Genomic DNA, 16,865 nt, shown 5'->3' with positions numbered 1-16,865 from the left:
CTCTAAGTGTAAATTGGGACTTTTACTGATGAATTATTCTCAGGTTCAGTGGGTGCCTTGTTTTATATTTATATATTAAAAAAGAATAAATATATAACCAAAAAAATTCGCCCAGCCTATTTTCTTGGATTTATCCTATTCATTATTGATGTCAGAACTGCTTCTTTGGGAATATAATTTGTTTCCATATCGGAATTTCTGTTTTTCACGCAAAAGAATTGGTAGCGCGTTAAGCGGTGATTTATATCTGTACTACCTCATGGTGTTTCCTCCCGGGACGGGAATGGCGTGTCAGTTGGGTTACAAATCCTGATTTTAAATTTATTCTCTAAAACTCTGCATAAGGAATATTGCATGACAGTTCTGGTGCTCGAAAAATGTCATTTTACCTGGTTGGGAGTAAGAGAGTTATTATTGCGCATTGATGCATCCATGCGGATTGTTTATTGCAATAAGATTGCAAAGGAAATGAAACAAAACGTCGAAAAAGGAAACGTTGAAGCCGTAATTATCGGCTCCCATGACTTGATGAGCGATGCAGATTCTTGTTTCGATTTTTTATACCGGTCAAAGGCCAAAGGCCTGATTAAAAAAGTCATCCTGCTCTCTGAGTTTAACCCTTTTTACCTTAGCAAGTTGCAGGGACCTGGGTTGATCAACGCGATTGTCCACAAGCGGGGCACTTTGGATGATCTATCAAGGGATATAGGCCAGTCCATGCTGTTGGATTCTTATATCAGTAGCCATATTTGCCGCATGAGTAAAGTCGTGTGCAGCGCGCCTGAATACAGCCTTTTGACTTTTTCAGAAAAGAATATTTTGACCAGTTTGCTGCAGGGCAGGACGCTGTTACAGATCTCAAAAACATTGAACCGCAGCGTAAAAACCATCAGTACTCACAAGCGTACAGCGATGAAGAAATTATGCCTGAAGAACACCCGCGATCTGATTTCAGTACAGGATGCATTACGTTCATACATTGATTCTCAACCGCAGGTGAGCGATCGATAATGCCCCTTTGATTCGGCATACAACTCTGATATGGTTGCACAATACAACCATATCAGAGCCGCGATCATGTCAATCCCCCAACCAAGTCCGTATTTACACCCGATCAGGGATGCGTCGCGCCATTTGGTGCGTGAGCTGGGATTTATGGGCAATACCCTGGCAGGAACCGACCTGCCGCCATCGGCAGTGCATGCGTTGATTGAAATAGGCGATCGGCACGTTGATACCGCCGCCGAGCTTTGCAGCGTGCTGAACCTGGAGAAATCCAGCGTCAGCCGCATGCTGAACAAGCTGATCAAAGCCGGTGAGCTGGCAACGCAGGCCAGCCCGCGAGATGCCAGAGAGAAGATCCTGCGGCTGACGGCGCAAGGGCGAGAAACCCTGGCGGGCATCAATCGTTTTGCCGATCGTCAGGTGCTTACCGCTCTGGCGCAGTTGCCGGCAGACGCCAGCGTCGGCATCGCCGATGGTCTGCAGAGCTATGCCACAGCGTTGCGAGCACATCGCTTGGGGGAAACGCCGGTTTCTGCAGCGCCCATCGAGATTGTCAGCGGTTATCTGCCGGGCTTCACCGCCAGAACGCTGGAAATGCACATGCAATACTATTCCCGCACGGTGGGGTTCGGCGCCTTCTTTGAAGCTGCGGTGGGCGCAGCATTGGCCGATCTGGCCGGGCGTTTGTCGAATCCATTAAACCAGACCTGGTCCGCGCTGAAGGGCGATCGCATTGTCGGCTCGGTTTCGATTGATGGCGAAACCTTGGGGGGCAACCGCGCTCACTTGCGCGCATTTATCATCGATGACAGCTTGCGTGGCGGCGGCATTGGCCGCCAGTTGCTGAATCGGGCAGTCAGTTTTTGCGATGAAAATGCCTTTGACGAAACCCATCTGTGGACCTTCAAAGGGCTGGATGCGGCCCGACATCTTTATGAAAGCGTCGGTTTCGCGCTTGCAGAAGAGCAGCCGGGCACGCAGTGGGGGCAATTGATGACCGAACAGCTATTTATTCGCCGCCCAGTTGCCCCAAATTGACATACTGGGTTTCGAGATATTCCTCGAGTCCCACATCCGCGCCCTCACGGCCCAGGCCAGACTCTTTGACGCCGCCAAAGGGCGCCACCTCGGTCGAGATAATGCCTTCATTGATGCCCACCATACCGCTTTCCAGCTGGCGCGAGACACGGAACGCACGCGCCAGGTCGCGAGTGTAGAGATAGGCGGCCAATCCGAAAGGCGTGTCGTTAGCCCTGCAGATCACTTCTTCTTCGGTATGGAAACGGAAGCAGGCTGCCAGCGGCCCGAAAGTTTCTTCATGCGCCAACCGCATCTGTTCGTTGGCGTCGGCCAATACCGTGGGTTGGAAGAAGGTTCCCCCGAGCGGGTGGCGTTCGCCCCCGCACATCAGTCGAGCTCCCTGACTTAATGCATCCTGCAGGTGAGCCTCCACTTTTTCTACCGCTTTCAGATGGATTAACGGCCCTTGCTGGGCTCCGGGCGTCATGCCGGGAGCCACTTTCAATGCCCGGGTGGCCTCGGTCAATAACTGGATAAAACGATCGTAAACGCCGTCCTGAATATAGAAGCGATTCACGCACACGCAGGTTTGGCCACTGTTACGGAATTTGGCCGCCATCGCGCCCGCCACCGCCGCACTCAGGTCCGCATCGTCAAACACGATAAAGGGGGCGTTCCCTCCCAGTTCCAGCGACAGTTTTTTCACCGTATCCGCCGCCTGACGCATCAGCAGTTTTCCCACCGGTGTCGAACCGGTAAAGGAGACCTTGCGCACCTGTGAACTTGCCATCAGTGACGTACCAATCGCCGGGGTATCGCCGGAGACGGCGTTAATCACCCCGGGGGGAACGCCGGCCTGTTCCGCCAGCACGATCAGCGCAAAGGCGGAAAGTGGGGTCTCATTGGCCGGTTTGATCACGGCGGTACACCCGGCTGCCAGCGCGGGGCCGAGCTTGCGCGTCAGCATGGCCAAGGGGAAATTCCACGGCGTGATCGCGGCAATGACGCCAACCGGCTGTTTAAAGGTCAGGATTTGGTTGCCGGCTTTGGTGGCAGGAATGGTGTGACCGTAGGCGCGCTTGGCCTGCTCGGCAAACCATTCAATAAAGCTGGCGGCATAAACCACTTCCCCCTGGGCTTCGCTCAATACCTTGCCTTGTTCTGCCACCATCAGCTCGGCCAACGGGGCCTGATGCGCCACGATCAGTTGAAACCAGCGTTGCAGGATCTGTGAGCGTGCCTTTGCCGGCAAGGCGCGCCAGGCAGGCAGTGCGGTCGAGGCTGCCGCAATTGCCGCTTCGGTTTCTGCGGCGCCGGCAAGGGCGACTTCGGCCAGTTTCTCGCCGGTGGCGGGGTTGTTTACGGGATAGTGCCGTGGTGCGCTGCACCATTGGCCGTCGCAATACCAGCCGTTGCGTAGCAGGGAAGAATAGGAGGTCATGCAATGTTCCTTGTGTCGGTATTGTCCAGGGTAAACAGACCGCAGGTTGGGCGGCTCTCACGCGCAATACGTTTGCCTGCGGTGTAATCGTTAATCACATCGCAGGGGGTGTAGTGGCGTTCCAGCTCATAGCGTTCGTCGTCACTGAGCGGGGTCGATAAGGCGCTGACGGCGCTGTCTATCTGTTGCACCGTGTCGGCGCCGACCAGCATGCAGTCCACTCCCGGGTGACCGAGCACCCAGGCCTGAGCAATTTGCGCCGGCGGGAGACCGCGCAGCGTCGCCACCTGGCTGACCGAGTGTGCGACGTTGCGCGAAGCCGCATCGGCATACATCTCCTGAGTGAAGAAATCCGTTTGGTTTCGCACCGAGTTGAAATCGCAGCTTAATAACCCCCGAGCCAGGGGGCTGAACACCGAAATGCCCAAACCTTGATCGCGGCACAAGGGGATCATCTCGCGCTCTTCTTCGCGGTAGGCGCAGTTGAGCTGCAATTGCATGTTGATGGGCTTGACGAACCCCTGTCGCTCGCACATCCACAGGATTTTCGCCAATTGCCAGGCATACATGGTCGAGACGCCGACATACCGCGCTTTGCCTGCTCGGACGATATCGTTCATCGCCGACCAGGTTTCTTCGACGGGGGTGTTCACGTCAAAGTAGTGCAGCATGTAAATATCGACATAATCGGTGCCCAGGCGACGTAGGCTGGCGTCAATACTGGTCATGATGTGCTTGCGTGAATGCCCCTGATTATTGCTGCCGCCACCCAGCGGGTAGCCGACCTTGGTGGTCAACACCAGCTCGTCGCGCTGGGCCACGCGCGCAATGATGCGGCCAACCACTTCCTCGCCTGCGCCGCTGGAGTAAAAATCCGCCAGGTCAATGAAGTTGATCCCGCACTCGAGCGCGTGGCGTATCAGCGGCTCGCTTTGCTGTTCGTCAAAAATCCAGGGTTTCCACTGTTTGCTGCCCATGTTCATGGTGCCGAGGCACAAGCGGGAAACTTTCAGTCCGCACTGACCAAGATTGATGTAATCCATGGCGTTCTCCTCAGGCACGCGGGGTATAAAAGGGATTAGTCAGCTGCGGCAGAGCCTGGGCGAGCTGGCTACGGTTGGGTAACTGATTCATCGCCGCATGGATCGCCTGGCTGCAGGCGCGGTAGTTATTCCGATACACCTCGTCCAGATCATCACAGGCCGGATTCACCCAGTTGGCGGTCACGATGCACCACTGGTCTTCGGCCTCAGGCGGCAGGACTCCCTCCAGCAGGGCTTCCGCCACCGCTTTGGCGATGGCCGCCTGGGAGGCACCCCAGGTGGCGTTGCCATGCAATTCACCGCTGATTTCGGCCTTGTTGACATACAGCGTCATAGGTTTGGTCGGCACATTGGGTTTCACTACCACCATAAAGGGGCTGTGTCCCTGGCTGGGGGAAGCCAGACTGGATGAGAACGCCTGACCAACCGCACCCTGACGCGGGCCGATCAAAACATTGATGTGCGAGGCGTTAACGCCATTACCCTCAAACCCTTCACCGATATACATTTCCACGTCATTGCTCCTGTTTTCAGTCAGATGGTGCTATTTAATCGTCGCGGCCAACGCACTGTCTGCGCGCTGTGCCGGATCCTGGCTGGCGTCCACCAGGGTTAATCCTTTGGTTTCTGGCGCCCAGGCGATGGAGACCAACGCGCCGATAATCAAGATCACGGCCAGAATGCCGGTGGTGGCGGGCATGCCGTAGTGGACAATAGCCAGTGGCAACAGGCCGGTACCGATGGCAGAACCCAGACGGCTCATTGACGTGGCGAACCCGACGCCCATTGAGCGGACTTCCGTAGGGAAACTTTCCGCGGGAAAAACGCCGACCAGGTTGCTGACCGCCGACATCACCAGCGTGAAAGCTGCAAACAGCGCGATCAGCCACGCCGACTGGCTGGCGGGGATCAGGCTAAGCAATACCAGGCAGGCCGCAAGGAACACGAAGGAACCGATCAGGAAGCCTCGTCGTGAACAGAACATGGTCAGCAAAATACCGAGCAGCGCCCCGACGATCAGCAGGCCGTTGAGCAACATTTCCAGGCTAAGGAGTCAGGACATGTCACTAGATGCGTTGAATGCGTTCTCACTGGATTTTTTTTCGCTGAAGGGGAAGACGGCGATTGTCACCGGCGGCAACAGTGGGCTGGGACAGGCGTTTGCCGTGGCGTTGGCCAAGGCCGGGGCGAATCTGTTTATTCCCAGCTTTGTGATGGATCAGGGGCAAACCCGTGAAATCATTGAACAACAGGGCGTGCGCGTAGCCTTTATGCAGGTGGACATCACCGAGAAAGGCGCACCGGCCAGGGTCATCGCCGAATGCCTGGCGCATTTCGGGTCCGTGGATATTCTGGTCAACAATGCGGGCATCTGCAAACTGAACAAGGTGCAGGATTTTGGCCGTGCCGACTGGGATCCGATGATCGACATCAATCTGACGGCCGCCTTTGAAATGAGCTACGAAGCCGCCAAAGTGATGATCCTCAACCAGCAGGGTAAGATCATCAATATTTGCTCGCTCTTTTCTTATCTTGGCGGTCAATGGTCTCCGGCTTATTCTGCCACTAAACATGCCCTGGCCGGTTTTACCAAGGCTTATTGTGATGAACTGGGGCAATATAACATTCAGGTCAACGGTATTGCACCGGGTTATTACGCCACTGACATTACCGCAGAAACCAGAAGTAATCCGGAAACCAACAGGCGCGTATTAGAACATATTCCTGCCAACCGCTGGGGTGACACGCAAGATTTAATGGGGGCAATGGTATTTTTAGCCAGCAGGGCATCAAATTACGTTAATGGCCATTTGCTGGTGGTCGATGGGGGTTATTTGGTTCGTTAAATAGCGGGGCGATTTCCGTTTTATCTCAATTACATTTTTATATTCTTATTATCAGGAAGGAGTAACCATGTCTCTGACTCGTGAAGCTATTGTCACTCATTTAAAAGAAATCGTGGGCCCTGAGCGGGTCATTACCGACGAAGAAACGTTGAAGAAAAACAGCGTTGACCGTTTCCGCAAATATGCCGATATTCATGGCGTCTTCACTCTTCCGTTGCCGGCAGCCGTGGTTAAGCTGGGAAATAGCCAGCAGGTGGCGGATGTGCTGAAGTTTATGAACGAAAATCGCATCAACTGTGTACCGCGTACCGGCGCATCCGCCACCGAGGGCGGGCTGGAAACGGTGGTCAAAAACTCGGTGGTGCTGGATGGCTCGGGATTGAACCAGATCGTCAGCATCGATATTCGCAACATGCAGGCCACGGCCCAGTGTGGTGTCTCGCTGGAAGTGCTGGAAAACCAACTGCGTGCCCAGGGTTACACTACCGGACATTCGCCGCAGTCCAAGCCGCTGGCACAGATGGGCGGCCTGGTCGCGACGCGCAGTATCGGTCAACTTTCTACGCTGTACGGCGCGATTGAAGATATGGTGGTCGGGTTGGAGGCCGTCTTCCCGAACGGCACGATTACGCGCATCAAAAATGTGCCACGTCGTGCCGCCGGGCCTGATATTCGCCACGTGATCATCGGCAATGAAGGGGCACTGTGCTTCATTACCGAAGTGACGGTGAAAATCTTCAAGTACACGCCGGAAAACAACCTGTTCTACGGTTACACCCTCGACAATATGCAGACCGGCTTTGATATCCTGCGGGAAGTCATGGTCGATGGCTATCGGCCGTCAATCGCCCGTCTGTATGACGTCGAGGACGGTACCCAACACTTTACCCATTTTGCCGCAGGCAAATGCGTGCTGATCTTTATGGCCGAAGGAGCAAAAGGCATTGCGCAGGCGACAGGAGCAGGCATTGAAGCCATTGTGCAACGCCACCCAGAATGCCACAAAGTGGACAGTAAGCTGATTGAGCAGTGGTTCAATAACCTGAACTGGGGACCGGAGAAGGTGGAGGCGGAACGCCTGCAGATCATGAAAACCAACAACATGGGGTTCACCACCGAAGTTTCCAGCGACTGGGCCAGCATCCATACCATCTACGAAAATGTGATCCGCAGAATACGCGCGGAATTCCCGCATGCCGATGACATCACCATGCTGGGCGGACACTCTTCGCACAGTTACATCAATGGCACCAACATGTACTTCGTTTACGATTACAACGTGGTGGATTGCAAACCGGAAGAGGAGATCGACAAGTACCACAATCCGTTGAACAAGATTATCGTCGAAGAAACCCTAAAACAGGGCGGTTCTATGGTGCACCACCACGGCATCGGCAAACATCGTACACATTGGACCAAAGACGAACACGGCAGCGCCTATTACATCCTGAAGGCGTTGAAAGAAGTCTACGATCCCAACGGCATCATGAACGCCGGCACCATTTATCCTCTGGAAAAATAAGCTTGCCTATAGCCCGGTTCGCCGGGCTTCTTGGCCTTATTCTCCGCGCTGGGATTACCTCAGAGTTCCTTAACTATTCAATATGGGCGCTAAAACCCTTACGCCCGGGAGCAATGTCGGATTTCAGCGTCAATGCCGGGATCTCGTATTCGCCTGCATTCTGACAGCGGAAGGGGATCGGCGTGGTCTGATCCAGATTGTCCAGACGCTGCCCCAGGGCGTGGCAGGCTTCGGCATAACGCGCTTCATCAACCCGGCCGGTACGATAAAGGACAAAAGGTGGCAGCACTGTGAAACCGGGATAATGCAGGATGCCATGTTGGATAGGGAACAGAATGTCATCTATCGGGCCATTGATGCCGCGTGCCGCATAGTGCGATTCCCATCCGCCGGTAGTGACAATCAGCATCGCGCGTTTACCGGCAAGGGTGCCTTCGCCATAACGATCCCCCCAACGAGCGTCAGAGTGCTCGCCGACGCCATAGGCAAATCCGTAGGCATAGACGCGTTCAACCCAGCCTTTAAGGATTGCCGGCATCGAAAACCACCACAGCGGGAACTGTAAGATCACCGTATCGGCCCACAGCAGCTTTTCCTGCTCGAGTGCAATATCCTGGCTCTGTAAACCCTGAGCAAAAGCCTGCTGGGAAGCGAGCGACGGATTGAAACGGTCACCGGGCTGGGCCGTGCTGTCATTGGCGTCGAGCGTCGCTTTCCATTGCATGGCATACAGATCGGAGATTTGCACCGCATGGCCGGCAGCTTCGAGCCGCTGCACTGAAAAATCCTTGAGCGAACCATTTAATGACTGCGGTTCAGGGTGCGCGTAGACCAGTAAAACATTCATTGTAGAACCTCCATTGATTGATGAAGGCAGGTTAGGCGGTCGTCAGGTATATTAGAAATGAATTTCTAATATTACAGGTATTAGCATGAATAATATCAGACGGCTGGATCTCAACCTGCTGGTCACGCTGGACGCCTTGCTTTCAGAGCATAACGTTACCCGGGCGGCACAACGTTTAAACTTCTCACAACCTTCGGTCAGTGTGCATCTGGCCAAACTCAGAGACATCTTTAACGATCCGTTGCTGTTGCCGGGGCCACGAGGAATGCGGCCCACCGCGCGCGGCGATGAGTTACGTGAACCACTGAGGCAGGCACTTGAAGCACTGGAACGTGCAGTGTCACCGTCAGATCCCTTTGATCCCAAAGTGGCCGAAAATACCTGGCGCGTTGCCGCTTTCGACTATGGCGAGTCAACCATTGTTCAGCCGGCGTTGATGGGGCTGCGGGCTGCGGCACCGAACAGCAGACTGGCGGTAATTGAGACCGTACCTTCACGCATCGCCAGGCAGGCGGAGCTGGGTGAGATAGATTTGGCCTTTCATACGCGTGAAGGGGCTCCCGCCCATTTGCGACAACGTATTTTGTTCAGCGAACGCTACGTGCTGGTGGGACGAGCCGGGCACCCTGGCTTGAAAAAGCCACCTTCACTGGCTCAGTTCTGCGATCTGGAGCATGTAATGGTTTCGCCGGACGGCGGGGGCTTCTTCGGTATCACCGACAAAGTGCTGGCGGAAGCCGGTTTAAGCCGGCGAGTGGTGCTTTCCGTGCCGCATTTTCTGTTTGTAATGTCGGTGTTGGCAACCTCAGAGCTGGTGGCCATGCTGCCTTCACGTCTGGTCCGCAATAATAACGCGTTGCAGGTGGTGGAACCGCCCGTCGAGTTGCCGGGGTTCGAGATGACCATGCTATGGCATGAGCGTGCCCATCGCGATCCGGCGCATCAATGGCTACGAGAGCATATTGTCTCGTCGGTTGCATAAATACATCTGCACGGTTTCAGGCATGCGGTTGGCTGTATTTCAGCAACTTGCCCGTGAAAAACAAAATCAGCGTGCGGATCAATAACAAGCCAATCAGGGCATTGCTGAAGACAAAAAGCGGCAATGCGAGCGCAGAAAGCACGCCCTCGTGGCTTTCATGGCCGAGATGCAGGGCGGTGGAAGCGAGGGCGGATAACCCGAACGAAAAGCTCCAGAATGAGACATTGAAAGGGCCTTTCAGATACCAGGGAAGCAAGCGAATGATAAATAAGAGCTGCAGGAGGCCATAGCCAAAAAGCATCTTGGCCAGGACGTCCGCCTGGCCGCCATTGATTGCCAACCATGCGCTGCAAGCCACCAGAGCCGGCGCCAGCTGGATCCCGAGGGAAAGTCTGACCTGCGTCGGCATTTCCCCCTGGTTGCGAAACCTTTGCAAAATAGCCGGCTCCAGGCTCAGCCAGGAAAGGATACCTGCTCCCAGGAACAGCAGGCCCAAATCGTGATACCCCAAAGCGCCGCAGGCCATGCAACTGATAAAGTTATTGGCGACCGTGGGCAGATAAAGCCCGGGGGTAGTGGCTTCAACCGGATGTGCGCCACGCCACAGCCCGGCACTTTGCCAGGCGGCATAACTTAACTGCGCCACGGCACCGATAATGAACAGCGTAACGGCTAGTGAACGCCACCAGGGCGCCACGCCAATGGCGACCAGAATGGTGGTTGCCGGGAATAAACTGACATAGCTGCTCATGAGCGGATGTTCGATTTCAGCCTTTACGCTGTGGGGAAAACGCAGTAAACGATACAGAAAAGCCACCGCCAGCAGCACCCAAAGCATGATGGCGAAAGCCACCAAACTTTCGCCGATAAGCGGAGAAACGGGCCAGACGGTGGCGGCATAGCGCCAACCAAAACCGGCGCCAATGGTACCCAGCACCATGCCGAAATAGCCTGCGGGTAAATCGAGAAAACGGGGATGGTCGCTCAAAACAACATTATTCATTTAGTTTAATATTTAAAATAAATTTTAATTGATCTTAGCCAGTTTGCGGTGCAGGTGCAACATAACATCGGGAACGGGCCTGCCGTGCGCTTGTTAAGGGAGGAGACAATGTTGGGGCGAACGGCTTTGACGCTAACCCCGGTGTTGGCATGTATCACCGCTGCCCCAACATCGTCATCCAAAGGACGTTAATCGAAGTTAATCCTGCTCGGGGTCCAACCGGTTATTTTTCAGCTCTGCCACCCATTTTCGCACCGAGGAGGTGGAGACTTTGTTCAGGCTTGCCGCCTGGTTTATCGTCTGGTGTTGCTCAATAACCAATTTTGCGGTCGCAACCTTGAACGCCGACGAAAAGCGTTTTCTGGGCATTAAATGGGTCAGTGAAACATCGCTGTCCAGCGCATGGGTTGGCTCGGTGATCGCCAACCATTCAGGATCCAACTGCATTAACTGTATTTTGTTCTCAATGCTCAGCTTTCTCATGGCACTGTACTTACGGCTGGCAATGGTCTTTTTAGGCGATTGCTGTTTTTTTGCGATGGTGCTCAAGTCCATCCCCAGCAAATAGCTTTGCATCACGGCTTTCTCTTTGTCGTTGAGATATTGCACACGTGCTTTCAATGGAGGTTGGATCACCATTTCATTGATTTTGTTGACTAATGGGCTGTGTGCGTACCGATTGCAACACCCCTGCATCAGATAATAGGCAAGAATGGGCGTCGGTTCGTCCTTATGTAGCAGTAAATAGGGCGTGCCGGTAATAAGATTTCGAATGATCACGGTATCGCCACCCGTAATGATAAACCCCTTCTGTTTTGGATTGATCATTCGAAAGTTACCTATCACATTTTTCTCTCGCTCAAGATTCCCTAGACGGTCAGAAAGGTAAAAAATGATAATGCTTTTATTCTGATGCCGGTACTCATGGGTGAACTCCGCCAGGTTGTCTTCTGAGTAATAGCGGGTCATTTTTATTGGAATGGGCACCGTTTCTAAAAATTGCGGAAATATGTGTTTCATGCTCGCGGTGAAATCAACCAATGTTGCCGATATTTGTTTCATGACTTCTTTCCTAACCAACGCTGTTCTTATTAACCGCCGCAGGATCTGAGGCGGTTAGTCCCTCTTAGTAAGTCACGGTCAGCGTCACCGTATCCAGGTAATTTCCCGGGCTCGGCAATGCGGTGCCAGCAGGGATCCGGCCATAAATATTGATGTTTTGCGACAAACCATTACCCGTGCCGCTTGCGAAGGGGGTGCCGTTAGCGATTTGCGTGCTGCGCACGCTGTCCGAGAACAGATTGTACGGAAGGCGACTGCTGCCATTTGCCATTTGACGCTGTTGATCGTCAGCATTGCTGCCCAGGTTTGCAGCTACGTCATAAGTGGTGCCGTCAGTGCAAATGATCGACAAGGCTGAGCCCGCCGTGGTGGCCGCGGCATCGACATTGCTTTCAAGGTTGGTCAGGGTACCGAAATCGAGCAGGGCATTCCCCAGGTTTGAACCCGCATTGGAATCCAGATAGCAGGAAGACTGAACTACCGCCTGTACGGTCAGTGTCGCTGAAGTTGTGGCGGCCATTGCCGGCGCGGCGATCAAGCTGGACAGCATAGCGAAAGGTAAAAGCGTGTTGCGCATGAAAACTCCCTTTGAGTATTGATAAATAACGAACGGCAGAAATCGCTGTTCAATAGGCCACGGTAACCATCACCGTATCCGTATAAGTTCCGACGTTACCGGGCACGGTTGTCCCTGTCGGAATAAGCCCATAGATCCTCAGCGTTTGGCTTGAGCCATTGCCGGTGCCACTGACGCCACCTACACCGCCAGTCTGTGTAGTACCGCCGGTTTCGTTCCAAACGCGGGTATGAGCAGGGTCCTGATAAAGTTGGTAAGGAAGGCGAGCCTCACCGTTGGCCATTTGTCGGTATTCTCCCGACGAGGGATGGTTACCGCTCCCCAGATAGAGGGTGTAAGGCTTGCCTGAACTGCACTGGACGGTGACTTCACCTTCGGCGAAACTCGCCGTTTTAAGCCGGCCAACCTCCCCCAGGGTGCCAAAATTCACCCCACGGGTGCTCAGGCTGCAGCTGTCTGTGACCTGTGTAATGATTTGAATGCTTCCACTGGCAAAGGTAGCTGACCCGCCGTCGCAGTTGGCCGGCGGGGTACCGCCGCTCACCGCCTGATAGCGCAGAGTGAAAGGAGGGTTATAGCTGTGATAAATATTGGCTGGCAAAGCTCCCTGACCGCCGGCAATCCGAGCATAAATCGGGATGTTGCCATTGCTGCTGACATAGGTACTGCCGTTGCCCGCTGATAGCGTAAAGTCAACGACTAATGGCGTGCCGGCATTTTCAGGCATCAGGATTTGCGAGTGTGACGGATCGGCATAGAGGTTATAGGCCAGATGCGCCTCACCACTGCCGGTCACGTTATTATTTTTCAGGTAGCGCCAGGGTTGGTAACCCGATTGGTTACCTGGATCCTCGCCCATATACAGACACAGTCTGAAGGTTGCACGCGGATCGGGATCGCCCCATGAAAAACCCACGGCGCAGCTGAATCCGATAGTTTGAGCGCTGTCGACCGAAGCCGAGGACGAATAGCTACCCAGGTTGAGCTGAGCGCCGGTGAACTGGCACGAGGGTGATGAAATCTCTGCCTGAACGGGGGGCGGCGTGACCAGTAAACCGCTTATAAGCAATGCGGTTACGCAGTATGAGCACCGTATTTTTGGCATGCTGCACAGCGATGTCGAAGAGACCAAGTGGGAAGACAATGGCATATTCACTCACACCTCACGGGGCCAATTAAAGGTTGAATCGGACCCTTAAGGTCATAATTGAAATTGACGGAACACAGGCCGGCAGGCCCCATATCGACGGTCACGCGGTTACGCGCCTGTAAACCTTTCAGGTAGATCTGTCCTTCATAGCCGACCAGGCTAGCCTCTCCGCTATCCTGCTGTGCCTGATAGCCTGGTGGGATAGGGCGTCCGTGGCGATCCTGCACAATGAGGATGGCGGCATGGTTGATTCTGCTGCCGAAATCAACCACGGCGCCCTGGCGATAACCTGACAGCGAGGTACGCTCCGTAGCAGCAGCTTCCCAACCATCAGGTAAAGTCGCAGGGTCGATAGACACGCTTTGGCTGTAATAAGGGCGAATATTGGGTAACAATGCACTGCCGTTACTGTCAGTGGTCGCCATGCGTATCCCTCCCTGGAGTACGTCGACATGCGGGCCGGCATTTTTCACTATGGTGTAAGCATCGCCAATTTTGTTAGTGGCAAACATGCCACTGCCACTGGCCAGAAATGCGCCTTCGGCAGAAAGCTCGCTGCTGGTGGCTGAGCCGTACTGATTGATTTGTGCGCGTAGCTGCGCCAGGCCTGCGCGATAACTCATATAGGCATTACGCTGATCGTCTCTGCCTTGATAAGCCGTATTGGCAACACCCCAGCCCATAGCCCCCTGACGTTGGTCAGCCACCCCTGAAATGCGTTGACTGAAACCGGTTATCCCATTGTCGCGGCTGACGCCTGCCGAGGCGTTGATGTTGCCGCCAAGGAACATATTGAACGTCAGAAAGATGCCATACTGGCCGCTATGGTCGAGGTCCGAGTAGAAATTGGCGGACAGATTGCTGCTTTGGCCCAATGCCCGCGACAAGGAGAAGTTAAGGGTTCGCGTTTCATCGTGCTGACTGACGATGCGGTTGTAGCTCATGTTGGTTGACAGTCTATCGAACGGCGTCATAGTCAAACCCAGGCGATCGACAATGTTGGCCTGAGCCGAATTGCCCAGCCAGTGCTCCGTTTCACTCGCTATTGTGCTCGGGGCATTCCTGCGAGCCAGGCGGGTATTGGAGACCCGGGCCAGGTCAAAATAGTCCTCGAAGGTGCGCACCGTACCGGCATACATCTGCACTCCGGCAATCCGGCCCTCAATATTCAGGCTGACTTTTTGACCGACATAGTCCTCATAACGACTGGCTGACCAGGCACTGCTGACCACGCCGTAGCCTCCCAGTCCTTGAGCAACGGCGGCACCCAGATTAACCAAGCCGTCGGCTGAAAATTCACCGTGGCTCTCCAGGGTCACAAAGCGGCTTAAGCCATAACGCAGGGAGTTGGCAGCAAACAGCGTATTGTCGTAATCGTCGTTTCTGCTGCCATAGTTGAAGCGCGGAACCCCAACGTCCAGAGAGAATTGAAACAGCTCGGGCTGCAACAAGCTGGCGGTATAGTAGTAAGGTTGCGTGGTGGTGATTTGGCGACCGGTAGCATCGGTCGCGACCAGAGTCACATTGCCCCCCGAGACATAAGGCAGAGATTTAATGTCAAAAGGGCCAGAAGGCACTGCACCTGAGTAAACCTTCTGTTGGTTGACGAATAAATCCAGGGTCGAGGGCAATGCCGCGGAACTGGAAAACTCCGGCAAGGCTACCGTGACCAGATCAGAACGTTGTTCAAAGGCGCTGGCCCATTGGAAACCGGCCAGCCGCACGCTGCTATTCCATGAGAGGGCGTGACTGACAAAGTCGCCAGCGGTATAGGCTCGGACACTCTCGGGATCTATATAACGCCAATAGCTATCAAGGCGCACCTGTTTGCGGCCGTTATAGTTGCCGTTATCGTTATACAATCCACTGGTAGAAACCACGCCCGCGGACCCGGTAAATAAGGCCTCCGCTGAGCCAGCCAACTGGTTTTTTCCCTCGGCGCGACTATGGTAAACGCCGTAGTTCAGGATAGCCGCCGGCGCTGCGCTCATCTGCGAGAAGTCTGGCGTCTGGTTCGCCTCACCAATATTGACCGCGTAGGCGTTCAGTTGGCTCTCTGGAATCGACAATGCCAGGGTTTGCGCCGCTTCATTATATTGCACGCGAATGCCTGGTAATTCATTCAGCACCTGCGGTGCCGTATCCGCGAGGGTCGCGTGGATCTTTATGCGTAAGAGGCGCAGATCGCCCGCAGATGCGCTGAAATACCCATTGGGGAAACGCTGAACAGCAAGCAGTTCCCCGGTGGATGTTCCATTGAGGATAATGGCCAAGAGCAGCGATTGGCGTCCAGGCTCAACCTGGCTGGCGCAAACCCATGGCGTAGCACCGAACAGCAAGCAGGTCAGTGTCGCATTCCGAGCACCATAACGCAGGTGTGAAGTTGGATTACTGAGCATGAAGCGTTTCTGCAATCGGTAGATAGCCATCGTTAGCGCGCAGGGTCACCGATTTACCTTTTGCCAGCTTTACCCGCGCATTGGGTTGACCCGCAGTAAACTGCCGAGAGGTACCTGCCAATACGTAGCTATTTAATCCCTTACCAAAGCTGATAGAGGCATTGTCGAGACTCAGTGTGAGCTGGCTGATTTTAGCGTGACGCTTCCCGATGTTTTGGACTTCGGTATGTATTCCGTCGGCGTCTTGCCGGGTACGCCAAACCAGTTGGGCAAAGGCTTTGTCGTCGACCACAAACACCGGAAGGGATGTTCTCAGTATCATTGAAATACCGGGATTGATGGTTCTTGGATCAACCGGTTTGGGCAGCTCATCAATCAATAAGCGATAACTTAACTCCGAAGGCGCAGGCGTCACGGCAGTGCGCGCCACACGAACGGTATAAGAGGCTCCCGCAGGGATGGTGACCGCAGGAGGACTGATCATTAGCTCAGAGGTTGCAGTGAGTCGATCCTGCCCGTTTTGCTGTGACCATGAAAATGCGCGTAACTGCAAATTGACGGCTTCGGTGCCTGAGTTAGTCAGGCTTAACGAGGTTGCTTTCTGAGATGCCTGCATCTCGATATTTACCGGGGAGATCCTGAGAGAGGCAGCTTGCGCAGGGCATAAAGAAAACATTGAAGCGCAAAAACAAAAGCACAGTCCGCGCGTCGTGGTTTCTTTATTTGTCATCATTAGGGCAGGTGTTGTAAATAAATTAAAAATCATAAAATTCCCATTCCATTTGAGTCGTTTTTTTTTAAAAAACGCAAAGGTTTTTACCGCAGTAATTAAACTGAGTATTTTTTATTTGTAGGGTATTTTATTTTTTATTTTCTGTATTTTTTGTTGGGCTAACTATAGTGGCATGAACGGAGTGTGTCAGCTTGTTTAAACCGATCCTAAATCAATTCATTGATAGATATAACC

General features: G+C 53.9%; 15 protein-coding genes and 1 pseudogene. 5 read left to right on the top strand and 11 right to left on the bottom strand.

Translation table 11 applies throughout. The features are described 5' to 3' along the window. Nucleotides 1-354: 354 nt before the first annotated feature. Nucleotides 355-1,011, top strand: a complete 657-nt coding sequence (locus H5P17_RS25395; RefSeq protein WP_182825793.1) for a LuxR C-terminal-related transcriptional regulator — start codon at nt 355-357, stop codon at nt 1,009-1,011. 66 nt (nt 1,012-1,077) lie between these two features. Beyond that, complete coding sequence (locus tag H5P17_RS25390; RefSeq protein ID WP_182825792.1) at nt 1,078-2,043, top strand: helix-turn-helix domain-containing GNAT family N-acetyltransferase; 966 nt, start codon at nt 1,078-1,080, stop codon at nt 2,041-2,043. Here the strand turns inward: H5P17_RS25390 and H5P17_RS25385 are convergent. The 4 genes and pseudogenes from H5P17_RS25385 to H5P17_RS25370 form a co-directional block, all read right to left on the bottom strand. After that, complete coding sequence (locus H5P17_RS25385; protein WP_182825790.1) at nt 2,015-3,466, bottom strand: NAD-dependent succinate-semialdehyde dehydrogenase; 1,452 nt, start codon at nt 3,464-3,466, stop codon at nt 2,015-2,017. The two genes, H5P17_RS25390 and H5P17_RS25385, sit on opposite strands and share 29 nt — an antisense overlap. Continuing rightward, entirely contained in the window at nt 3,463-4,509 is a 1,047-nt protein-coding gene (locus H5P17_RS25380) for an aldo/keto reductase (protein ID WP_182825789.1), read from the bottom strand. Before H5P17_RS25380 ends, H5P17_RS25385 begins: the two co-directional genes overlap by 4 nt. 10 nt (nt 4,510-4,519) lie before the next feature. Continuing rightward, nucleotides 4,520-5,023, bottom strand: a complete 504-nt coding sequence (gene fae, locus H5P17_RS25375) for a formaldehyde-activating enzyme (protein WP_182825787.1) — start codon at nt 5,021-5,023, stop codon at nt 4,520-4,522. A 30-nt stretch (nt 5,024-5,053) separates the two neighbouring features. Beyond that, nucleotides 5,054-5,551: pseudogene (locus tag H5P17_RS25370) on the bottom strand (MFS transporter); the annotation flags it as partial. Between the two features lie 19 nt (nt 5,552-5,570). Here H5P17_RS25370 and H5P17_RS25365 point away from each other — a divergent pair. Further along, nucleotides 5,571-6,356: an SDR family oxidoreductase gene (locus H5P17_RS25365; protein WP_182825785.1), complete on the top strand. Its 786-nt coding sequence runs from the start codon at nt 5,571-5,573 to the stop codon at nt 6,354-6,356. 67 nt (nt 6,357-6,423) lie between these two features. Next, a complete protein-coding gene (locus tag H5P17_RS25360) occupies nt 6,424-7,878 on the top strand; it encodes an FAD-binding oxidoreductase (RefSeq protein WP_182825783.1) in 1,455 nt (484 codons plus the stop codon). Between the two features lie 73 nt (nt 7,879-7,951). On the opposite strand, the gene H5P17_RS25355 is transcribed toward H5P17_RS25360, so the two are convergent. Further along, nucleotides 7,952-8,725 (bottom strand): NAD(P)H-dependent oxidoreductase, encoded by a 774-nt coding sequence (locus H5P17_RS25355; RefSeq protein ID WP_182825782.1) that lies wholly within the window; start codon nt 8,723-8,725, stop codon nt 7,952-7,954. A gap of 85 nt (nt 8,726-8,810) precedes the next feature. Here H5P17_RS25355 and H5P17_RS25350 point away from each other — a divergent pair, with 85 nt between their 5' ends. Next, complete coding sequence (locus H5P17_RS25350) at nt 8,811-9,707, top strand: LysR family transcriptional regulator (RefSeq protein WP_044551186.1); 897 nt, start codon at nt 8,811-8,813, stop codon at nt 9,705-9,707. A 16-nt stretch (nt 9,708-9,723) separates the two neighbouring features. Here the strand turns inward: H5P17_RS25350 and tehA are convergent, their stop codons facing one another. From tehA to H5P17_RS25320, 6 genes are all read right to left on the bottom strand, one after another. After that, on the bottom strand, nt 9,724-10,710 hold the full coding sequence (gene tehA, locus H5P17_RS25345; RefSeq protein WP_182825781.1) for a dicarboxylate transporter/tellurite-resistance protein TehA: 987 nt from the start codon (nt 10,708-10,710) through the stop codon (nt 9,724-9,726). A 198-nt stretch (nt 10,711-10,908) separates the two neighbouring features. After that, nucleotides 10,909-11,772 carry a transposase gene (locus H5P17_RS25340; RefSeq protein WP_044551182.1) on the bottom strand — a complete coding sequence of 288 codons (864 nt, stop codon included), beginning with the start codon at nt 11,770-11,772 and terminating at the stop codon, nt 10,909-10,911. A 64-nt stretch (nt 11,773-11,836) separates the two neighbouring features. Then, nucleotides 11,837-12,349 (bottom strand): spore coat U domain-containing protein, encoded by a 513-nt coding sequence (locus H5P17_RS25335; protein WP_220496965.1) that lies wholly within the window; start codon nt 12,347-12,349, stop codon nt 11,837-11,839. Between the two features lie 49 nt (nt 12,350-12,398). After that, nucleotides 12,399-13,454: a spore coat U domain-containing protein gene (locus H5P17_RS25330; RefSeq protein ID WP_255477997.1), complete on the bottom strand. Its 1,056-nt coding sequence runs from the start codon at nt 13,452-13,454 to the stop codon at nt 12,399-12,401. A 47-nt stretch (nt 13,455-13,501) separates the two neighbouring features. After that, nucleotides 13,502-15,898 carry a fimbria/pilus outer membrane usher protein gene (locus H5P17_RS25325; protein ID WP_182825778.1) on the bottom strand — a complete coding sequence of 799 codons (2,397 nt, stop codon included), beginning with the start codon at nt 15,896-15,898 and terminating at the stop codon, nt 13,502-13,504. Further along, nucleotides 15,888-16,664, bottom strand: a complete 777-nt coding sequence (locus H5P17_RS25320; RefSeq protein WP_182825776.1) for a molecular chaperone — start codon at nt 16,662-16,664, stop codon at nt 15,888-15,890. The genes H5P17_RS25325 and H5P17_RS25320 overlap by 11 nt, the downstream gene beginning before the upstream one ends. Nucleotides 16,665-16,865: the final 201 nt, after the last annotated feature.

This window comes from Serratia sp. OS31 (genome assembly GCF_014164835.1).
GTDB classification, from domain to species: domain Bacteria; phylum Pseudomonadota; class Gammaproteobacteria; order Enterobacterales; family Enterobacteriaceae; genus Serratia; species Serratia liquefaciens_A.
This window is presented reverse-complemented; position numbering and strand designations above follow the sequence as displayed.